The organism is Streptomyces sp. TSRI0281, from assembly GCF_001905125.1.
Taxonomy (GTDB): domain Bacteria; phylum Actinomycetota; class Actinomycetes; order Streptomycetales; family Streptomycetaceae; genus Streptomyces.
In genome coordinates this window covers 214600-233614 of sequence record NZ_LWLE01000023.1, presented here as the reverse complement: position 1 = coordinate 233614, position 19015 = coordinate 214600, and the positions used below count along the sequence as shown (strand labels likewise).

The following is a 19015-nucleotide window of genomic DNA, read 5'->3' as shown; positions in this document are numbered from 1 at the left end:
CGGGCATGACGACGACGCACCGCGACCACGACCGGCACCACGACCCCCAGATGCACGACCCCCAAGCGCACGACGGCCAGGTGCGCGATCTTCATGTGCGGGCCGGCAGCGCGGCGCGCGGCCCCTACGCCCTCGACATCGACCCGAAGAGCGCCGGCTGGGGCTGGTCGAGCCTGCGGGTACTGGAACTGGAGCCCGGAGGTGTTCACACGCTTGTCACCGGGGAGAGCGAATGGATCGTTCTGCCGTTGACCGGTGGCTGTACGGTGCAGACGGCAGGTGAGATCTTTGAACTGCTGGGCCGGGAAAGCGTGTTCAGCGGTGTGACCGATTTCGCGTATCTACCGCGTGACGCCCACGCACAGATCGCCTCCGGCGCAGGAGGCCGCTTCGCCCTGGCAGGAGCGAAGTGCGAGCGACGACTCCCCGCTCGCTACGGCCCCGCGCCGGAGGTACCCGTCGAACTGCGCGGCACCGGGAACTGCTCGCGCCAGGTCAACAACTTCGCCGCGGCCGACACGTACGACTGCGACCGGCTCATCGCCGTCGAAGTCCTCACACCCGGTGGCAACTGGTCCTCGTACCCACCCCACAAGCACGACGAGCACCGGCCGGGCGTGGAGTCGGTGCTGGAGGAGATCTACTACTTCGAGGTGGAGAAGGACGGGCTCGGCTACCACCGGGTGTCCCCGTCCCGCGAGGGCGGTACGGACGTCCTGGCCGAGGTCCGCAGCGGCGACGCGGTCCTCATCCCCGACGGCTGGCACGGCCCGTCCATCGCGCCCCCCGGCCGCACCCTGTACTACCTGAACGTGATGGCGGGTCCGGGGCAGCAGCGCGAATGGCTGATCCGCGACCACCCCGACCACGGCTGGATCCGGGACACCTGGCCGGACCAGCCCGTGGACCCCCGACTCCCGCTCTACGGCCCGGAGGATGCCCAGTGACGTCACGGAGCGACCGCAGCACCCGCAGGCTGACCACGGCTCAGGCCCTGGTCGCGTTCCTGGCCCGCCAGTACACCGAGCGCGACGGCCGGCGGCAGCGGCTGATCGACGCCACCTGGGGCATCTTCGGCCACGGCAACGTCGCCGGAATCGGCCAGGCCCTGCTGGAGACCGGTTCCCGTATGCCGTACCTCCAGGGGCGCAACGAGCAGGCCATGGTGCACGCCGCCGTCGGGTACGCCCGCCAGTCCGGCCGGCTCTCCGCGCACGCCGTCACCACGTCCATCGGCCCCGGCGCCACCAACCTCGTCACCGGCGCCGCGCTGGCCACCGTCAACCACCTGCCCGTGCTCCTCCTCCCCGGCGACACCTTCGCGACCCGGCCCGCCGACCCCGTACTCCAGCAGCTAGAAGTCCCGCAGGCGGGCGATGTCTCGGTCAACGACTGCCTGCGCCCCGTCTCGCGCTACTTCGACCGCATCACCCGCCCCGAGGCGCTGATCCCCGCCGCGCTCCAGGCGATGCGGACCCTCACCGACCCGGCCACGGCGGGGGCGGTCACCCTCGCGCTGCCGCAGGACGTGCAGGCGCAGGCGTACGACTGGCCGGGGGAGTTCTTCGCGGAGCGGGTCTGGCACGTGCGCAGGCCCGCACCCGACGCGTACGAACTGGAGCAGGCGGTACGGGCGGTGCGCACCGCCCGGCGCCCCCTGATCGTCGCGGGCGGCGGCGTCCGCCACAGCGCCGCCGAGGAGACCCTCGCCGCCTTCGCCGCGTCCACCCGCATCCCGGTCGCCTCCACCCAGGCGGGCAAGGGGTCCCTGCGCCACGACCACCCGGCCGATGTCGGCGGCATCGGCCACACCGGCACCGCCACCGCCGACGAACTGGCCCGCGCCGCGGACCTGGTGATCGGGATCGGCACCCGCTACTCCGACTTCACGACCGCCTCCGGCACGCTCTTCGCCGACCCGGCGGTCCGCTTCCTCAACCTCAACATCACGGGCTTCGACGCCCACAAACTGGCCGCGCTGCCCCTCGTGGCCGACGCCCGCACCTCCCTCGAAGCGCTCGGCGAGGCCCTCGCCGGGCGCGGCTACCGGGTCGACCCGGCGTACGAGACCGCGTACACCGACGCCAAGGAGCGCTGGGAGCACCGGGTGGACGCCGCCCTCGCCACCCCGGCCCCCGGCGCGCGCCCCACCCAGGCCCAGGTACTCGGCCTGCTCGACGCCTTGGTCACCGAGGACGACATCCTGATCAACGCGGCCGGCTCGCTCCCCGGCGACCTGCACAAGCTGTGGCGCACCCGCTCCCGGGACCAGTACCACGTCGAGTACGGCTACTCCTGCATGGGCTACGAGATCCCGGCCGCGATCGGCGTGCAGCTCGCCGCCCCCGGCCGCCCGGTCTGGGCGCTCGTCGGCGACGGTACGTATCTGATGAACCCCACCGAAATCGTCACCGCCGTACAGCTGGGCCTGCCCATCAAGGTCGTCATCCTCCAGAACCACGGTTACGCCTCCATCGGCGGGCTCTCCGAGTCCGTCGGCGGGGAACGCCTCGGCACGGCCTACCGCCAGAAGGACGCCGAAGGCGGCTTCACCGGGGCCCCGCTGCCCGTCGATCTCGCGGCCAACGCGGCCTCCCTCGGGATGCGGGTGCTGCGCGCCGCCACCGTGGACGACCTGCGGGAAGCGCTCGCGGCGGCCCGCGACTCGGACCGTCCCACTTGTGTCTACGTCGAGACCGAAACGCCCGACACAGTGTCGGGCCCCCCTCCGGCACAGGCGTGGTGGGATGTTCCGGTAGCCGAGACCGCGACCCGCTCGTCCGCGGTCAAGGCCCGCGAAGAGTACGACCGCCACGTCGCAGCCCGACGCCGCCACCTCTGAAAGCATGAAGGAGTACGCAATGACGAAGACCGTCGACCACTGGATCGGTGGCAAGACCGTCGAGGGCACGTCGGGCAACTACGGCCCGGTCACCGACCCGGCCACCGGTGCCGTCACCACCCGGGTCGCGCTCGCCTCGGTCGAAGAGGTGGACGCCGCGGTCGCCGCCGCGAAGGCCGCGTACGGGACGTGGGGCACGTCCTCGCTCTCCACCCGCACCGCGATCCTGTTCCGCTACCGCGCGCTGCTGGACGCCCACCGCGACGACATCGCCGCGCTGATCACCGCCGAGCACGGCAAGGTGCACTCCGACGCGCTGGGCGAGGTCGCCCGCGGTCTGGAGATCGTCGAGCTGGCCTGCGGCATCACCACCCAGCTCAAGGGCGAGCTGTCCACCCAGGTCTCCAGCCGGGTCGACGTCTCCTCGATCCGCCAGTCGATCGGTGTCGTCGCGGGCATCACGCCGTTCAACTTCCCGGCCATGGTGCCGATGTGGATGTTCCCGCTGGCCATCGCGTGCGGCAACACGTTCGTGCTGAAGCCCAGCGAGAAGGACCCGTCGGCCGCCAACCTGCTGGCCGAACTGGCCGCCGAGGCGGGCCTGCCCGACGGCGTCCTGAACGTCCTGCACGGCGACAAGACCGCGGTCGACGGCCTGCTGGCCCACCCGGACGTGGCCGCGGTCTCCTTCGTCGGCTCCACTCCGATCGCCCGCTACATCCACACCACGGCCTCCACCAATGGCAAGCGCGTCCAGGCGCTCGGCGGCGCGAAGAACCACATGCTCGTCCTGCCGGACGCCGACCTGGACGCCGCGGCCGACGCGGCGGTCTCGGCCGCGTACGGCTCCGCGGGCGAGCGCTGCATGGCGATCTCGGCGGTCGTCGCGGTCGGCGCGATCGGCGACGAACTGGTGGCCAAGATCCGCGAGCGCGCCGAGAAGATCAAGATCGGCCCCGGCAACGACCCCGCGTCCGAGATGGGCCCCCTGATCACCGCCGCCCACCGCGACAAGGTCGCCTCCTACGTCACGGGCGCCGCCGCCCAGGGCGCCGACGTGGTCCTCGACGGCACCGGCCACACGGTGGAGGGCTTCGAGGACGGCCACTGGATCGGCCTCTCGCTCCTGGACAACGTCTCCACCGACTCCGACGCGTACAAGGACGAGATCTTCGGTCCGGTCCTGTGCGTCCTGCGCGTGGACTCGTACGACGAGGGCGTGGCCCTGATGAACGCCTCGCCGTTCGGCAACGGCACCGCGATCTTCACCCGCGACGGCGGAGCGGCCCGCCGCTTCCAGCTGGAGATCGAGGCCGGCATGGTCGGCGTCAATGTGCCGATCCCGGTGCCGGTGGGCTACCACTCCTTCGGCGGCTGGAAGGACTCGCTCTTCGGCGACCACCACATCTACGGCAACGACGGCGTGCACTTCTACACCCGCGGCAAGGTCGTCACCACCCGCTGGCCCGACCCGGCGGACGCCCCCTCGGGCGTGGACCTGGGCTTCCCCCGCAACCACTGAACCCCGGCCTTCCGGCCCCGTCGGCCGCGGCCGACGGGGCCCTCGCGCGTCGGCGGGGAAAACGAGGTGCGGCCCGGCGCCGGGCTCCCGCACCCTGGGCGTCATGAACGCGACACCCCGCTACGAGATCCGCGCCCGCCACACCGCCTCCACCGTCACCGTCTACCAGGCGTACCGGCCCGCCATCGGGCTGCCCGCCGCGCGGGACGGGCGGTTTCCCGGTGCCTGGAAGCGGGACCGTATGACGTGGATCAAGCCCAGCTTCCTGTGGATGATGTATCGCTGCGGCTGGGGCGCGAAGGAGGGGCAGGAGACCGTTCTCGCCGTCGAGATCACCCGCGACGGCTTCGCCTGGGCGCTGGAGAACGCCGAACTCTCGCACTATGTACGGGGCGTTCACCCCGATCGGGCGGACTGGCGGCGGAGCCTGCGGCGTGCGCCCGCACGCGTGCAGTGGGACCCCGAGCGCGACCTGCACCTCAACCCGCTCCCGTACCGCTCCCTCCAACTGGGGCTGAGCGGTGAGGCGGCGGGGCGGTACGCCGATGAGTGGATCGTGGCCGTCCGGGACGTGACCCCGCTCGCGCACGAGATCCACGGGCTTCTCCGGGCGGGGGAGCAGGACAGGGCGGCCGGGCTGCTGCCGGAGGAGACGCCGCTCGTGGGGCTCAGCGCGCCCCGTCCGGAGCCGCGGACCAGCCCGTGACCGCCAGCACCTCGGCCGCGATCTCCGGGACGGGCCGGCCGTCCGTCGGGACCCGTACCGTGTCGGGCGGAGCCTGGTCGTCCAGGAGGCGGGACCTGCGGGCGCTGTTGGCGAGTTCCCGGTCCAGGCCCGAGCCGTCGGGGTGATCCATGGGGGCAGGGTGCCAGGCCGCAGGCGGCCTCCGCCACCGGGTTGTCCGGTGCTCAAGGGTATCCCGAGGGCGGGCCGGAGGAAGGGGGCTCCGGTGATCGCCGGAGAGGCCGGATACGGCCCGTGTACCGCGTCCGGAGTACGACGCCCGCGCCCCGTACCTCTCAGGGAGGCCCGGTACCTCCCCCCGGCGGCACCGTGAGCGGTGGCACCATCCGTTTAGGGTCGTAGACATGGAGACCCCTACTTCTCGATGGCGGCGCCGACTGCCCCGTAGACGTGGCCGGTGGGCCGCGGTCGTCGCCGCGCTCGTCGTGCTCGCGGGTGCCGGTACCTGGACCGCGGTGGCCGACGACAGTGCGCCGGCCGTGCACCGCGAGGACCGGATGATGCGGATGAACGGGGTGTCCGTCGACACGTCGTACTTCACCTCCGGCGGTTCGCAGCGCCGGCCCGCCGTGCTCATCGGGCACGGCTTCGGCGGCAGCAAGGCCGATGTGCGGGCCCAGGCCGAGAAGCTGGCGGGCGACGGGTACGCCGTGCTGACCTGGTCCGCCCGCGGGTTCGGGAAGTCCGGCGGGGAGATCTCGCTGAACGCCCCCGACCGCGAGGTCAAGGACGTCTCCGGGCTCATCGACTGGCTCGCCGCCCGGCCCGAGGTCGAACTCGACGGCAAGGGCGACCCCCGCGTCGGAGTCACCGGGTCCTCCTACGGCGGGGCCGTCTCGCTGCTCGCCGCCGGGTACGACCGGCGCGTCGACGCCATCGCCCCCGTCATCACCTACTGGAACCTCGCCGAAGCGCTCTTCCCCGACGGGGTGTTCAAGAAGCTCTGGGCCGGGATCTTCGTCACCTCGGGCGGCGGCTGCGAGAAGTTCGAGAAGCAGCTCTGCGAGATGTACGAGCGGGTCGCCGTCAGCGGGAAGCCGGACGAGGCCGCTCGCGAACTGCTGACCGCGCGGTCACCGGTCGCCGTCGCCGACCGCATCGACGTGCCCTCGCTCGTCGTGCAGGGGCAGAGCGACTCCCTCTTCCCGCTCGGCCAGGCCGACGCCATGGCGAAGGCGATCAAGGCCAACGGCGCCCCCGTGTCCGTCGACTGGATCGCGGGCGGGCACGACGGCGGCGACCGGGAGGGCGACCGGATCCAGAACCGGATCGGCGACTGGTTCGACCGCTATCTCAAGGACGACAAGGGCGCCGGCACCGGGCCCGCCTTCCGGGTCACCCGTACCGGAGGAATCGACTCCACCGACGGCGCCGCCCTCCAGCGCGGGGCGAGCGGCGACACCTACCCGGGACTGCGCGGCGGCGGCCGGGAGTTCGGGCTCGACGGGCGGACGCAGACGTTCCGCAATCCTGCCGGGGCCAGTCCGCCCGCCATCTCCGCCGTGCCCGGCGTGGGCGGCGGGCTCTCCCGGCTCTCCTCGCTCGGCGTCGGGCTGTCGATCGACTTCCCGGGCCAGCACGCACGCTTCGACTCCGCCCCGCTCGGCACCTCCGTGCGGGTCACCGGAACACCCACGGTGCGGGTGAACGTCAAGGCCGGAGAGGGCAGCGACGCCGTGCTGTTCGGCAAGGTGTACGACGTGTCGCCGGACGGCAAGCAGCAGGTACTGCCCTCCCAGCTCGTCGCCCCCTACCGGATCACCCCCGCACAGCAGGGCAGGCCGGTCGAGCTGACCCTGCCCGCCGTCGACCACGCATTCGACTCCGGGCACCGGCTGCGCCTCGTCCTGTCGGCGACCGACCTCGGCTACGCCTCACCGGCCGAGCCCACGATGTACACCGTGAGCACGGACGGACCGCTGACCGTCCCCACCGCGCCCGCCGTCAGGACCGCGTCCTCCGCCCTCCCGTGGTGGACCTGGGGACTCCCGGCCGCCGCCCTCGTCATCGCCGCCGCGCTGCTGCTCACCGCACGCCGCCGCACCGCGACCCCGGCCCCCGACCCCGCGCTCACCGACGTACCGCTCCGGATCACCGGCCTGTCCAAGAAGTACGCCAAGTCCGCCGACCGGTACGCCGTCCGCGAGCTGTCCTTCCAGGTGGAGAAGGGGCAGGTGCTCGGACTCCTCGGGCCGAACGGCGCGGGCAAGACCACCACCCTGCGCATGCTGATGGGCCTCATCACACCCGACGAGGGCGAGATCCGCGTCTTCGGCCAGGCCATCCGGCCCGGCGCACCCGTGCTGTCCCGCGTCGGGGCGTTCGTCGAAGGGGCGGGCTTCCTGCCGCATCTGTCCGGGCGCGCCAACCTGGAGCTGTACTGGCAGGCCACCGGCCGCCCCGCCGAGCACTCGCACATCGACGACGCCCTGGAGATCGCCGGACTCGGCGACGCCCTGGCCCGCGCCGTGCGCACGTACTCGCAGGGCATGCGGCAGCGGCTCGCCATCGCCCAGGCCATGCTCGGGATGCCGGACCTGCTCATCCTGGACGAACCGACCAACGGACTCGACCCGCCCCAGATCCGGGAGATGCGGGACGTGATGATCCGGTACGCGGCCGGAGGACGGACCGTCATCGTCTCCAGCCACCTGCTGTCCGAGGTCGAACAGTCCTGCACCCACCTCGTCGTCATGGACCGGGGGCGGCTCGTCCAGGCCGGCCCGGTCGCCGAGATCACCGGCTCCGGCGACATGCTGCTCGTCACCACCGCCGAGGACGTGGCCGAGCCGCTCGTGGAGAAGGTCTCCGCACTGCCCGGCATCGGCTCCGCCGTCCGGACCGACGACGGGCGCGGGCTGCTCGTCCGGCTCGACGGCGCCACCGCCTCCCGGCTCGTCACCGAACTCGTCCGGCTGGACGTCCCGGTCACGGGCGTCGGGCCGCACCGCCGCCTGGAGGACGCCTTCCTCACCCTCATCTCCGGAGGAACCGCATGAGCTCCGCAGCCGACGTCCGGGAGGCGGCCGAGGCCGTCGAGGCCCCCGGCTACCGCGCCCGGCACACCCTGCCGCTGCGCGTCGAGGCGTTGCGGCAACTGCGCAGGCGCCGCACCCTGCTGATGGGCGGGGTGCTGGCCGCGCTGCCGTTCATCCTGATCATCGCCTTCGCGATCGGCGGCACACCGGACGGCGGACCCGACGGCGGCGGCCGGCTCACCCTGATGGACACCGCGACCGCGTCCGCCGCGAACTTCGCCGCGACCTGCCTGTTCGTCTCGGCCGGGTTCCTGCTGGTGGTCCCGGTCGCCCTGTTCTGCGGGGACACCGTCGCCTCCGAGGCCGGCTGGTCCTCGCTGCGCTATCTGCTCGCCGCGCCCGTGCCCCGGATGCGGCTGCTGTGGAGCAAGCTCGTCGTCGCGCTCGGCTTCAGCCTGGCCGCGATGGTGCTGCTGCCGGTCGTCGCGCTGGCGGCGGGGGCCGCGGCGTACGGCTGGGGGCCGCTCGAACTGCCCACCGGGGGAGCGCTGGCGACCGGTGACACGGTGCCGCGTCTCGCGCTCGTCGTGGCGTTCGTCTTCGTCTCCCAACTGGTCACCGCCGCCCTGGCGTTCTGGCTGTCGACGAAGACGGACGCCCCCCTCGGCGCGGTCGGCGGCGCGGTCGGTCTGACCATCGTCGGCAATGTGCTGGACGCCGTCACCGCGCTCGGCTCCTGGCGCGACTTCCTGCCCGCGCACTGGCAGTTCGCGTGGGCGGACGCGCTCCAGCCGGAGCTGGAGTGGGGCGGGATGGTGAAGGGCGCGGCGGTCTCGGTGACGTATGCCCTGATTCTGTTCGCGTTGGCCTTCCGCGGGTTCAGCCGTAAGGACATCGTGTCCTGAACCTGATGTTCCGCAGGTCCGGGCCCTCGTAGCCGTCCGTCGTTGCAGCTTCGAGACTGTTCTGCAACGCGTTCGTCGGCTCCCTTCGGCCACCTCGTACGTCACATTCACAGATGTCGACGACGTGGGGGTAGCGATGAAACACCGGACACGGGCAGCCGCACTGCTGCTGGCGGGCGGAATGCTGATCACCGGCTGCAGCGGCGGAACGGACGGGGCGACGACCGCCGACCGCCAGTCCGCCGCCCGGAAGGAGCCGGGGTCGACCGGCGGGGGACAGCCCGCCCCGGCCGCCCCCTCCGCGGCGCCCGACGGCGCCGCGAAGGGGGACGGGGCGGCCGAGAAGCGGCGGGACATCGCGACGCCCGACTATCTGTCCACCTTCGCCCTGGACGTGGACACCGCCAGCTACGGCTACGCGCGCCGCACCCTGGGCGACGGCAGACTGCCGGATCCCGGGACCGTACGGCCCGAGGAGTTCGTCAACAGCTTCCGCCAGGGCTACGAGCGGCCGAAGGGCAACGGCTTCTCGGTGACCGTCGACGGGGCGCGGGCCGGCGGGGAGTCCGGGGACGGCTCCGGAAAGGGGGCCGGTGACTGGTCGCTCGTCCGGGTCGGCCTGGCCACCAGGGCCGCCGCGCCCAGCAGTGAACGCCCGCCCGCCGCCCTCACGTTCGTCGTCGACATCTCCGGGTCCATGGCCGAGCCGGGCCGTCTCGACCTGGCGAAGAAGTCGCTGACGATCCTCACCGACGAACTGCGCGACGACGACGCGGTCTCCCTGGTCACCTTCAGCGACGAGGCCGAGACCCGGCTGCCGATGACCCGCCTCCGGGGCAACCGGACCAAGATCCGCGACGCGGTCGAGGAGATGGAACCGACCGACTCCACCAACGTCGAGGCCGGCATCGTGCGCGGCTACGAGGAAGCGGTCGAGGGGCACCGCAAGGGCGCCACCAACCGCGTCGTGCTGCTCTCCGACGCCCTCGCCAACACCGGCGAGACCCAGGCCGACGCGATCCTCGAACGCATCGGCGACGCACGCCGCGAGCACGGCATCACGCTCTTCGGCGTCGGGGTCGGCAGCGACTACGGCGACGCGCTGATGGAGCGCCTCACCAACAGGGGCGACGGCAACACCACGTACATCGCCGACGAGACCCAGGCGCGCAAGGTCTTCGTCGACCAGCTGCCCGCCCATGTGGAACTGCGGGCCCGCGACGCCAAGGCCCAGGTCGCCTTCGACCGCGAGAACGTCAAGCAGTTCCGGCTCATCGGCTACGAGAACCGCAAGGTCGCCGACGAGGACTTCCGCGACGACAGCGTCGACGGCGGCGAGGTCGGCCCCGGCCACACGGTGACTGCGCTCTACGCCGTACGGCTGCGGGAGGGCGCGTCCGGGCGGGTGGCGACGGCCACGGTGCGCTGGCTCGACCCCAGGACCCGCGAGGCGCACGAGGAGACCGGCTCCGTGCGGAGCCAGTCGATCGAGGGCCCGCAGTGGGGCGACACCGGTGAACGGCTCCAAGTGACGGCGGTGGCCGCGTACTTCGCCGAGACGCTGCGCGGCGGGGAGCTGCCGGGCATGCCCCGGCTGTCCGAACTCGCCTCCCGCGCCTCGAAGCTGGCGGACGGGACCGAGGACAGCGCGGTACGGAAGCTGGCGACCGCGATCGGCAGGGCGGACCGGCTCAAGGGCGGCGACGGTCCGAAGGGGGACGGCGCGGCCGAGGGCGAGATCGGCTGAGCCCAGGCGGACTTCGACGGGTCCCGGCGGGTCTCGGCGGGTCCCGGCGGGTCCCGGCTCGGTCGGGGGTCGGCGTGCTTCGGTAAGTCCCGGCTCAGTCGGGGGGTTCGGCGTGCTTCGGAGGGCTGCGGAGCACTTCGGGGAGCTTCGGGGAGAAAGGCGGGCGGGTGCGTGCGGCCGTGCGGAATGGTGGCGGTGCCGCCCGCCGTTCCGCGTCATGATGTGCACCATGACCTCCCTGCTCCTGGTGCTCTCCGCCATCGTCAACGGCCTCTACGCGGGCTTCATGCTCACGTTCCTCATCGCGATCATGCCCGGACTCGCGGCGTTGCCGGACGAACAGTTCACGGCCGCGATGCGCCGCTTCAACGAGAAGGTTCCGGGGCCGGTCTTCCTCGTCCTGTTCCTCGGAGTGGTCGCCCTTCCGGTAGCGGTGCTGGTCTCCGGCGTCGGCGGGGAGTCGCGGCTGCCCGTCGTCGTGGCCGGGCTGGCCTGCGCCGTGGCCGGCCATCTGATCACGATCGCCGGGAACATCCCGCTGAACAAGGCGCTCGCGGACGCCGAGGGCGGTGACGACAGCGCGGCCCGCACGGCGTTCGAGTCCCGCTGGAACACCCTCCACCGGGTCCGCACCGTCTTCTCCCTCGCCGCCTGCGCCCTGCTGACGGTCGCGCTGTAGCCGTCGGGCCCGCCGACCGTCGCGCCGGAGCCGTGACAGCCCTCAGAAGGTGAACTGGTCGATGTTCTTCGCGTCGAACACCGTCGGCTCGCCGAGGACGACCTCGCCGTCCTTGCCGACCGTGTACTCGCCGAGCCTGCCCGCCGTGAACGTCTCTCCCTCGGCGCCGGTGATCCGGCCGGAGGCCAGCGCGGCGGCCGCGTACGCGCCGAGGTAGCCCAGCTCCTTCGGGTTCCACAGGGAGAACTGCTCGACGGTGCCGTCCTTGACGTACTTGCGCATCTGGTTCGGCGTGCCGAGGCCGTTGAGCACGACCTTGCCCTTGTACGAGGAGTCGCTCAGATAGCGGGCGGCGGCCGCGATGCCGACCGTGGTGGGCGAGATGATCCCCTTCAGGTCGGGGTACGCCTGCATCAGGCCCTGGGTCTGCTGGAACGACTTCTGGTCCGCGTCGTCCCCGTACGCGACCTTCACCAGCTCCATGCCCTTGTACTTGGGCAGCTTGAGCTCTTCCTTCATGAACTCGATCCAGGTGTTCTGGTTCGTCGCGTTCTGGGTGGCGGACAGGATCGCGATCTTGCCCCGGTAGCCGAGCTGTTCGCCCAGGTGCTGGACCAGGCTGCGGCCGATCTCCTCGGAGCCGGCCTGGTTGATGAACAGCTGGCGGCAGTCCTTCGCGGTGTCGGAGTCGTACGCGACGACCTTGATGTCCTTCTTCATGGCTTGCTTGAGCGGGCCGCACACCGCGTTGGGGTCGTTGGCGGCGAGCAGGATCGCGTCCTGGCGCTGCTGGATCAGGGTGTTGATGTAGGAGACCTGCGAGGAGGCCCCGGCATCGGACGGGCCGACCTCCTTGCCCGTGCCGCCGAACTCCTTCGCCGCCTCGATGCCCGCCTCGTCGACGATCTTCTCGTACGGGTTGTTGATCTGCTTCGGCAGGAAGGCGAGCTTCAGGTTCTTCTTCAGCGGCGCGTCCGGGTCGGCCTTCGCCACCCCGCCGGCCTTCGCACCGCCGCCGTCCTGGTTGTCCTGGCTGTCCTTCGTGGTGCCGGAGCAGGCGGTGAGGGCGAGGGCGAGCGAGACGGCGGCGGCCGCGCTCGCGACGGTGCGGCGCCCGGCGGCGTTGCGGAGCATCATGGCGTCGTTGTGCCTTTCGAAGAGGTACGAACGGTGCGGGCGGGGGCTACGGGACGGTGCGGGCGGGGACTACGGACGGTGCGGGCGGGGACTACGAACGGTGCGGGCGGGGGACGAAGGGCTACGGGCCGTCCGGAGGCGTCGGGGTGTTCGCGGCGCGGCGCCGGCGGCGGTGGCGGCGTTCCCCGGCCGCGGCGACGACCCGCGGGGTCAGTACGGACGCCACGAGCAGCAGACCGGTCACGATGACCTGCACCTCGTTGGCGATGTCGTTGAGGGTGAGCAGGTTCTTCAGGACCCCGATCAACAGGACCCCGGCGACCGCGCCGAACAGGGTGCCCTTCCCGCCGTCGAAGTCGACGCCGCCGAGCAGGACGGAGGCGATGACGAGCATCTCGAAGCCGAGGCCGTTGTCCGCGCGGGCACTGCCGTACCGGAGCGTGAAGACCACCCCGGCGAACGAGGCGAACAGCCCCGTCACCACGAACAGCAGCAGCTTGATGCGCTTGACCCGGACACCGGCGAAGTACGCCGCCTCCTCCTGGGCGCCGATCGCGAACAGCGAGCGGCCCAGGCCCGTGGCGTGCAGCACGACTGCGGTGACCGCGGCCAGGACGAGGAAGAGCAGCACCGGGTAGGTCAGGAACGTGCCGGGCACCGTCGTGGTGTCCACCGCCCAGTCGGCGTACGTCCGGGGGAAGTCGGTCACCGCGTCGCTGCCGAGCGCGACCGAGGCCAGCCCGCGGTAGAGCGCCAGGGTGCCGATGGTGACGGCCAGGGACGGCAGTCCCACCCGGGTGACCAGCCAGCCGTTGAGGAGACCTCCGGCGACGCCCACCAGGAGCACCACCGGCACGATCGTCTCGAAGGCCCAGCCCGCCTCCCACAGCGCACCCGTCAGCGCACTGCCCAGGCCCAGCATGGAGGCGACCGACAGATCGACCTGACCGGCCACCACCAGCAGCGTCATCGGCAGGGCGATCAGGGCGACCTCGACGATGTCGTTGAGGGCGAACGCGAGGTTCCCGCCGGAGCCGAAGCCCTCCGTCGTGGTCAGGCCCACGACGAGGACCGCCACCAGCAGCACCCCGACCGCCGTGTCCCAGCGCAGCGCCAGGCTCCGTACGGCACCGTCCTTCGCGGTGCTCCGCCCGGCCGGGCGCGGTGCACCCGGCCGGTGCGCCGCCTTCGTCTCAGGCGCCATGGACATGGCGGGCGCTCCTCTTCCTCAGTGCGGCGGTCATCCGCAGGTTCACGATCCGGTCGACGCCGATGGCCAGCAGCAGCAGCGCACCGGTGAGGGCGCCCTGCCAGAAGGAGTCCACCTTCAGCGCGACCAGGGCGCTGCCGATCGTGGTCAGCAGCAGGGCGCCCAGCGCCGCGCCCCACACGGTGCCGGTGCCGCCGGTGATGGCGACGCCCCCGACCACGACGGCGCTGACGACGGTCAGTTCCCAGCCGTGCGCGTTGTCCGCGACGACCGTGCCGAAGCGGGCCAGCCACAGGGCCCCGGCGAAACCGGCGACGGCCCCGGAGAAGGCGTACGCGGCGAGCACCCGGCGGCGGATCGGGATTCCGGCGAGCCGGGCGGCCTCCGGGCTGGAGCCGATCGCGTACAGCTCGCGCCCCGACCGGTGGCCGCGCAGGAAGTACGCGGTCGCCGCGAGCAGCACCAGGGCGATCAGGGGCAGCCAGGGCACACCCAGGACGCTGCCGCTGCCCAGCTCCAGGATTCGGTCCGGGACGTCGTCGGCGCTGATCTGGTCGCCCTGCGCCCACCAGTAGTCGACGCCCTGGATGATGTACAGCATGCCCAGCGTCACGACGAGCGCCGGGACCCTGCCGAAGCTGACCAGCGCGCCGCAGAGCAGTCCGCAGACCACACCGATGGCGATGCCGAGCAGCATCACGGTCAGTACCCCGTGGTCGGTCCCGGCGACGAACCTGCCGCAGGCGAAGGCGGAGAGGCCGACCACGGAGCCTACGGACAGGTCGATGTTGCGGGTGATGACGACGACCGACTGACCGACCGCGAGCAGCACCAGGATCGACGCGTTGAGCAGCAGGTCCTTGATGCCCTGGTCGGACAGGAAGCGCGGGTTGGCGAGATACGTGCCGAGGATCAGCAGGAACAGCGCCCCGGCGAGGGAGATCTCGCGGGCCCGGAAGACCGCGTCCACGAGCGAGGCGGCGCCGCGCCCGGGGTCCCGGGGGCGGGTCTCCGGGGGGCTTTCGACGGTGGTGGTCATGCCGCCGCCCTTTCGTCGCGTCCGGTCGCCGCGGCCATGACGGCCTCCTCGGTGGCGGCCCCGCGCGGGAGTTCGGCGGCCAGCCGGCCCTCGTGCATGACGAGGACCCGGTCCGCCATGCCCAGGACCTCGGGCAGGTCGGAGGAGATCATCAGAACGGCCAGCCCCTCGGCGGCCAGCGAGGAGAGCAGCCGGTGCACCTCCGCCTTGGTGCCGACGTCGATGCCCCGGGTCGGTTCGTCGACGATGAGGACGGCCGGGCCGGTGGCCAGCCACTTGGCCAGGACGACCTTCTGCTGGTTGCCGCCGGACAGTACGTCCACGGGGTCGGACAGCCGGTTGTACCTGAGGTGCAGGCGTACGGCCCAGTCGGCGGCCCGGCCGTGTTCCAGGACGCGGCTGACGAGCCCGGCCCTGCGGACCTCGCCGAGTCCGGTCAGCCCGATGTTCCGCTCGATCGACAGCTCCATGACCAGCCCGCTCCTGCGCCGGTCCTCCGGTACGAGCGCGAGCCCCGCGGCCATCGCGGCGGTCGGCGACCCGGCCCGCAGCACGGTGCCGTTCACCGCGACCTCCCCGGCGTCCGGCCGATGGATGCCGAAGACGGCCTCGGCGACCTCGGTCCGCCCGGCGCCGACCAGCCCGGCGAGCGCCACGATCTCGCCCCTGCGGACGTCGAACGACACATCGCGGAAGACGCCCTCGCGGGTCAGTCTGCGGACCGCGAGGGCGACCCCGCCGACCTCGGTGTCCTGCTTCGGGTAGAGGTCGCCGAGGTCGCGGCCGACCATCCGACGGACCAGGTCGTCCTCGGTCAGCCCCTCCAGCGGCTCGGAGGAGACCCGGCGGCCGTCGCGCAACGTCGTGACGCGTCGGCACAGTTCGAAGATCTCGCCGAGCCGGTGCGAGATGAACAGCACGGCGGCCCCCTCGGCGCGCAGCGTCCGTACGACGGAGAAGAGCCGGGCCGTCTCGCCGCCGGTGAGGGCGGCGGTCGGCTCGTCCATGATCAGGACGCGGGCGTCGAAGGAGAGCGCCTTGGCGATCTCGACGATCTGCTGGTCCGCGATGGACAGGCCGCGGGCCGGGCGGTCGGGGGCCAGGCCGACCCCGAGCCGGCGCATCAGGGCGGCGGTGGCCTCGCGCACGGCCCGGTGGTCGATGCGGCCGAGACGGCGGCGGGGCTGACGGCCCATGAAGATGTTCTCGGCGATCGACAGATCGGGGAAGAGCGTCGGTTCCTGGTAGATGACGGCGATGCCCGCGTCACGGGCGTCGGCCGGGCCGTGGAAGACGACGGGGCCGCCGTCGAGCAGCACCTCGCCGCGATCCGGGCGGTGCACCCCGGCGAGGGTCTTGATGAGGGTGGACTTTCCCGCGCCGTTCTCTCCGGCGAGTGCGTGGACCTCGCCGGGGAACAGATCCAGGGACACGTCCTTGAGGGCCTGGACGGCGCCGAAGGATTTGCTCACGTTCCTCAGGGCCAGGACCGGGGCGGGGCCCGCGTCCGCGGTCCGGTCCGGCGCCGCGCCCGTGGCGGACTGCTTCATGGGAGCTCCTCAGCGGGTGCGGGGTGTCGCGCCGCGCGCGGTGAAAGGTTTCAATGAGGTTGCTCGGACGCTAAGCGGGGACTGTGGGCGCCGTCAATGGGTCGGTAGCGAGAAGTTCACGGTGGGTGGGTGTGGGGAGTTCGGGGCTAGTGGCCGCACGGAGGGGGGTCTTGACAGCCGTTCAGTGCGCCACTATCTTCAGCGGCTGCTGAAACGATTCATGTCCTCTGTGTCGGCGTGTGCCCGTGCCTCGTTCGCGTACGCCCCTCGTTCGGGCCCGCGCTTCGTTCACGTACGCGCCCTGTTCGGGCCAGTGCTTCGGCTGCGTACGCGCCCGGTTACGGCGGCGCTTCGTTCACGTACGCGCTTCGCGGGCGCCCGGGTGTCCGGGGCCGAGGAACAGGGCGAGCCCCGCCCTTCCCGGCACCGGTGCGGCGAAGCGATGCCAGCCCGCGCGCTCGTACAGCCGCAGCGCGGCCCCCGCCCGAGCCGAGGTCAGCAGCCAGCAACGGCCGTCCGTGGCAGGGCCGGTCACCGCCGCCAGCAGTGCCGCGCCCAGCCCCGTGCCGTGCGCCCGGGGACGGACGGCCAGTTCGTCGACCTCAAGTGCCCCGCAGAGCAGGGCCGTTGTCCGGTCGAGTCCCAGCGCCTGCGCGACCTGTCCGTAACTACGGTCATCGGGGAAGACCTCCGGCGTGGTCCAGGCCGTGGCGAAGCCGGTCACGGCCTTCCCGTCCAGGGCCACCGCCGCCGTGAAACCCGGCCGGGCCGCGTCCTCCGCAAGGCGTTCGACATACCTGTCCGCCTCCGCCGGGTCCTCGTCCCAGGGCGGGCCCGAGAACGCCTCCGCGTACACGGTGCGGATGCCTTCGGCGTGGCCGGTCAGCTCCTCGCCCGTCACGAGCCGGACCTGTGAGGTCACCGGGTCACTCCTTCCGCAGAGGTCGGGAACAGGGAACAAGATAGGCGTACTTGTGCGGATCGGTGTGCAACCCTCGGGCCGATCCACCCGTCTCACCGAGTACCAGCCGTCACTGCCACCCCCGTTCAGCAGACCTCGGCGGAATGTTTTACGAACCACTCAAGAACGTTCTCCGCACACGTCAGCAGAAGGAGTTCCTGTGGCACCCCGAGCACTCGGTACCGGTGTGGTCCTGGCCATCACCGTCGCCTCCGCAGCCCTCGCCCTGCCCACCGCCCAGGCGGCCCCGGCCGCACCCGAGCGGGCGGCGGCCCCGGCCGGTCTCCACTCCGACTTCAACGGCGACGGATACCCCGACATCGCGTTCGCCGCCCCCGGCGCCACGGTCAAGGGCTTCGCGGGCGCCGGATACGTCGGCGTCGCGTACGGCTCCAGTACCGGGATCAAGAGCTCCGTCAAGAAGGTCTTCACCCAGAGCACGGCCAACATCCCCGGCACACCGGAGGCGAAGGACGCCTTCGGCAGCTCGGTGGTCTCCGCCGACCTCGACCGGGACGGCTACGCGGACCTGGTGGTCGGCTCCTCGGGCGAGAAGGTCGGCACCGGCGACGCCGCGGGCTCGCTCACCGTCATCTGGGGCGGCGCGGGCGGACTCGCCGGCGGCGCGACGGTTCTGGACGGGGAGCAGTACGACGGTGTCGGCACCCATCTCGCCGCCGGCGACTTCAACGGGGACGGCGCCCCCGACCTCGCGACCGTCCGCGACCACGATCTCCAGAGTCTCCTGGGCCCGTTCACCCGCGACGGCCGCGCGTCCGCCACCACCGAGCTGCCCGACATGGACGACAAGCGCTACCTGGACCTGGCGGCGGGCGACGTCAACGGGGACGGGCGCGACGACCTCGCCGCCGTCGTCCACAGCGGCGACGAGTACGACGACCGCCGCATCCTCATCAGCAACGGCAGCCCCGCGGGACCGGGCGAGTACACCCGGGTGAAGGGCAGCGACGGCTACTCCCTGGAGGGCGGCGAACGCCTCGCCGTCGGCAACGTCAACGGTGACAAATACGCCGACCTCGCCGTCGGACGCCCGGTCGACGGCTACGACAGCGACCTCGACCTGCCGCTCTCCAAGGGCGGGATGCTCACCTACGTACCGGGCAGCGCCACCGGACCGCAGGGCACCAAGGCCAAGGTCTTCAACCAGGACTCGGCGGGCGTCCCCGGCGCGGCGGAGGCATCCGACGGCTTCGGCTCGTCCGTCGCGATCGGCGACACGAACGGCGACGGCTTCGGTGAGATCGCCGTCGGCGTCCCGAACGAGGCGCTCGGCACGGTCCAGCGGGCGGGCGGCCTCGTGATCCTGCCGGGTAGGGCCACCGGCCCCACGGGCACGGGCAGCTTCGGCTTCAACCAGTCCACACCGGATGTCCCCGGCACGTCGGAGAAGGGTGACCTGTTCGGCGGTGCCGCCGCCTTCGCGGACGTCAACAAGGACGGCCGTGCCGACCTGGCCGTCGGCGCGCCCGGCGAGGGCGAGGGCGAGGGCTCGCTCTGGTTCTTCCCGGCCACCGCCTCCGGCCTCGGTGCCAAGGGGTCCTTCAGCTTCGGCCACGGGACGCTGGGCACCGTGGCGGCGAAGGCGGCCCTGGGCAGCTCCTTCAACCGCTGACGGCACACGGGAGCCGGGCCCTGTCGCGAGACACCCGACAGGGCCCGGCTCCCGAGCGGGGCCGTAC

The 19015-nt window shown here is 72.2% G+C and carries 15 protein-coding genes; 9 read left to right on the top strand and 6 right to left on the bottom strand.

All coding sequences use genetic code 11. From position 1 onward, the window contains the following. Positions 1 to 50: 50 nt before the first annotated feature. The 4 genes from iolB (at position 51) to A6A29_RS26020 (ending at position 5070) form a co-directional block, all read left to right on the top strand. Positions 51 to 947 (top strand): 5-deoxy-glucuronate isomerase, encoded by an 897-nt coding sequence (gene iolB, locus A6A29_RS26035; protein ID WP_073723919.1) that lies wholly within the window; start codon positions 51 to 53, stop codon positions 945 to 947. Continuing rightward, entirely contained in the window at positions 842 to 2842 is a 2001-nt protein-coding gene (iolD, locus tag A6A29_RS26030) for a 3D-(3,5/4)-trihydroxycyclohexane-1,2-dione acylhydrolase (decyclizing) (RefSeq protein WP_079183013.1), read from the top strand. Before iolB ends, iolD begins: the two co-directional genes overlap by 106 nt. A 19-nt stretch (positions 2843 to 2861) precedes the next feature. Further along, positions 2862 to 4364, top strand: coding sequence for a CoA-acylating methylmalonate-semialdehyde dehydrogenase (mmsA, locus tag A6A29_RS26025; RefSeq protein WP_073723398.1), 1503 nt, complete (start codon positions 2862 to 2864; stop codon positions 4362 to 4364). 103 nt (positions 4365 to 4467) lie between these two features. Next, positions 4468 to 5070: a DUF4291 domain-containing protein gene (locus A6A29_RS26020; protein WP_073723396.1), complete on the top strand. Its 603-nt coding sequence runs from the start codon at positions 4468 to 4470 to the stop codon at positions 5068 to 5070. On the opposite strand, the gene A6A29_RS26015 is transcribed toward A6A29_RS26020, so the two are convergent. Next, a complete protein-coding gene (locus A6A29_RS26015; RefSeq protein ID WP_073723394.1) occupies positions 5033 to 5221 on the bottom strand; it encodes a hypothetical protein in 189 nt (62 codons plus the stop codon). The two genes, A6A29_RS26020 and A6A29_RS26015, sit on opposite strands and share 38 nt — an antisense overlap. A 232-nt stretch (positions 5222 to 5453) precedes the next feature. Here A6A29_RS26015 and A6A29_RS26010 point away from each other — a divergent pair, with 232 nt between their 5' ends. From A6A29_RS26010 to A6A29_RS25995, 4 genes are all read left to right on the top strand, one after another. Further along, positions 5454 to 8108, top strand: coding sequence for an alpha/beta fold hydrolase (locus A6A29_RS26010; RefSeq protein ID WP_079183012.1), 2655 nt, complete (start codon positions 5454 to 5456; stop codon positions 8106 to 8108). Then, a complete protein-coding gene (locus A6A29_RS26005; protein WP_073723390.1) occupies positions 8105 to 8992 on the top strand; it encodes an ABC transporter permease in 888 nt (295 codons plus the stop codon). The genes A6A29_RS26010 and A6A29_RS26005 overlap by 4 nt, the downstream gene beginning before the upstream one ends. Positions 8993 to 9128: 136 nt before the next feature. Further along, positions 9129 to 10739 (top strand): vWA domain-containing protein, encoded by a 1611-nt coding sequence (locus A6A29_RS26000; protein ID WP_073723388.1) that lies wholly within the window; start codon positions 9129 to 9131, stop codon positions 10737 to 10739. A 229-nt stretch (positions 10740 to 10968) separates the two neighbouring features. Beyond that, positions 10969 to 11418 carry an anthrone oxygenase family protein gene (locus A6A29_RS25995; protein ID WP_073723917.1) on the top strand — a complete coding sequence of 150 codons (450 nt, stop codon included), beginning with the start codon at positions 10969 to 10971 and terminating at the stop codon, positions 11416 to 11418. A gap of 42 nt (positions 11419 to 11460) precedes the next feature. Here A6A29_RS25995 and rhaS read toward each other — a convergent pair whose 3' ends face one another. From rhaS to A6A29_RS25970, 5 genes are all read right to left on the bottom strand, one after another. After that, the gene (rhaS, locus tag A6A29_RS25990; protein ID WP_073723386.1) at positions 11461 to 12555 is read right to left on the bottom strand and encodes a rhamnose ABC transporter substrate-binding protein; all 1095 of its coding nucleotides are present in this window, start codon (positions 12553 to 12555) and stop codon (positions 11461 to 11463) included. Between the two features lie 121 nt (positions 12556 to 12676). Next, positions 12677 to 13765, bottom strand: a complete 1089-nt coding sequence (locus tag A6A29_RS25985) for an ABC transporter permease (RefSeq protein ID WP_073723384.1) — start codon at positions 13763 to 13765, stop codon at positions 12677 to 12679. After that, positions 13749 to 14804 (bottom strand): ABC transporter permease, encoded by a 1056-nt coding sequence (locus A6A29_RS25980; RefSeq protein ID WP_073723382.1) that lies wholly within the window; start codon positions 14802 to 14804, stop codon positions 13749 to 13751. Before A6A29_RS25980 ends, A6A29_RS25985 begins: the two co-directional genes overlap by 17 nt. After that, positions 14801 to 16354: a sugar ABC transporter ATP-binding protein gene (locus A6A29_RS25975; RefSeq protein WP_073723380.1), complete on the bottom strand. Its 1554-nt coding sequence runs from the start codon at positions 16352 to 16354 to the stop codon at positions 14801 to 14803. The genes A6A29_RS25980 and A6A29_RS25975 overlap by 4 nt, the downstream gene beginning before the upstream one ends. Before the next feature lie 355 nt (positions 16355 to 16709). Then, a complete protein-coding gene (locus tag A6A29_RS25970; RefSeq protein ID WP_073723378.1) occupies positions 16710 to 17276 on the bottom strand; it encodes a GNAT family N-acetyltransferase in 567 nt (188 codons plus the stop codon). Between the two features lie 199 nt (positions 17277 to 17475). Here A6A29_RS25970 and A6A29_RS25965 point away from each other — a divergent pair, with 199 nt between their 5' ends. Beyond that, complete coding sequence (locus A6A29_RS25965) at positions 17476 to 18948, top strand: FG-GAP-like repeat-containing protein (RefSeq protein WP_073723376.1); 1473 nt, start codon at positions 17476 to 17478, stop codon at positions 18946 to 18948. Positions 18949 to 19015 lie beyond the last annotated feature (67 nt).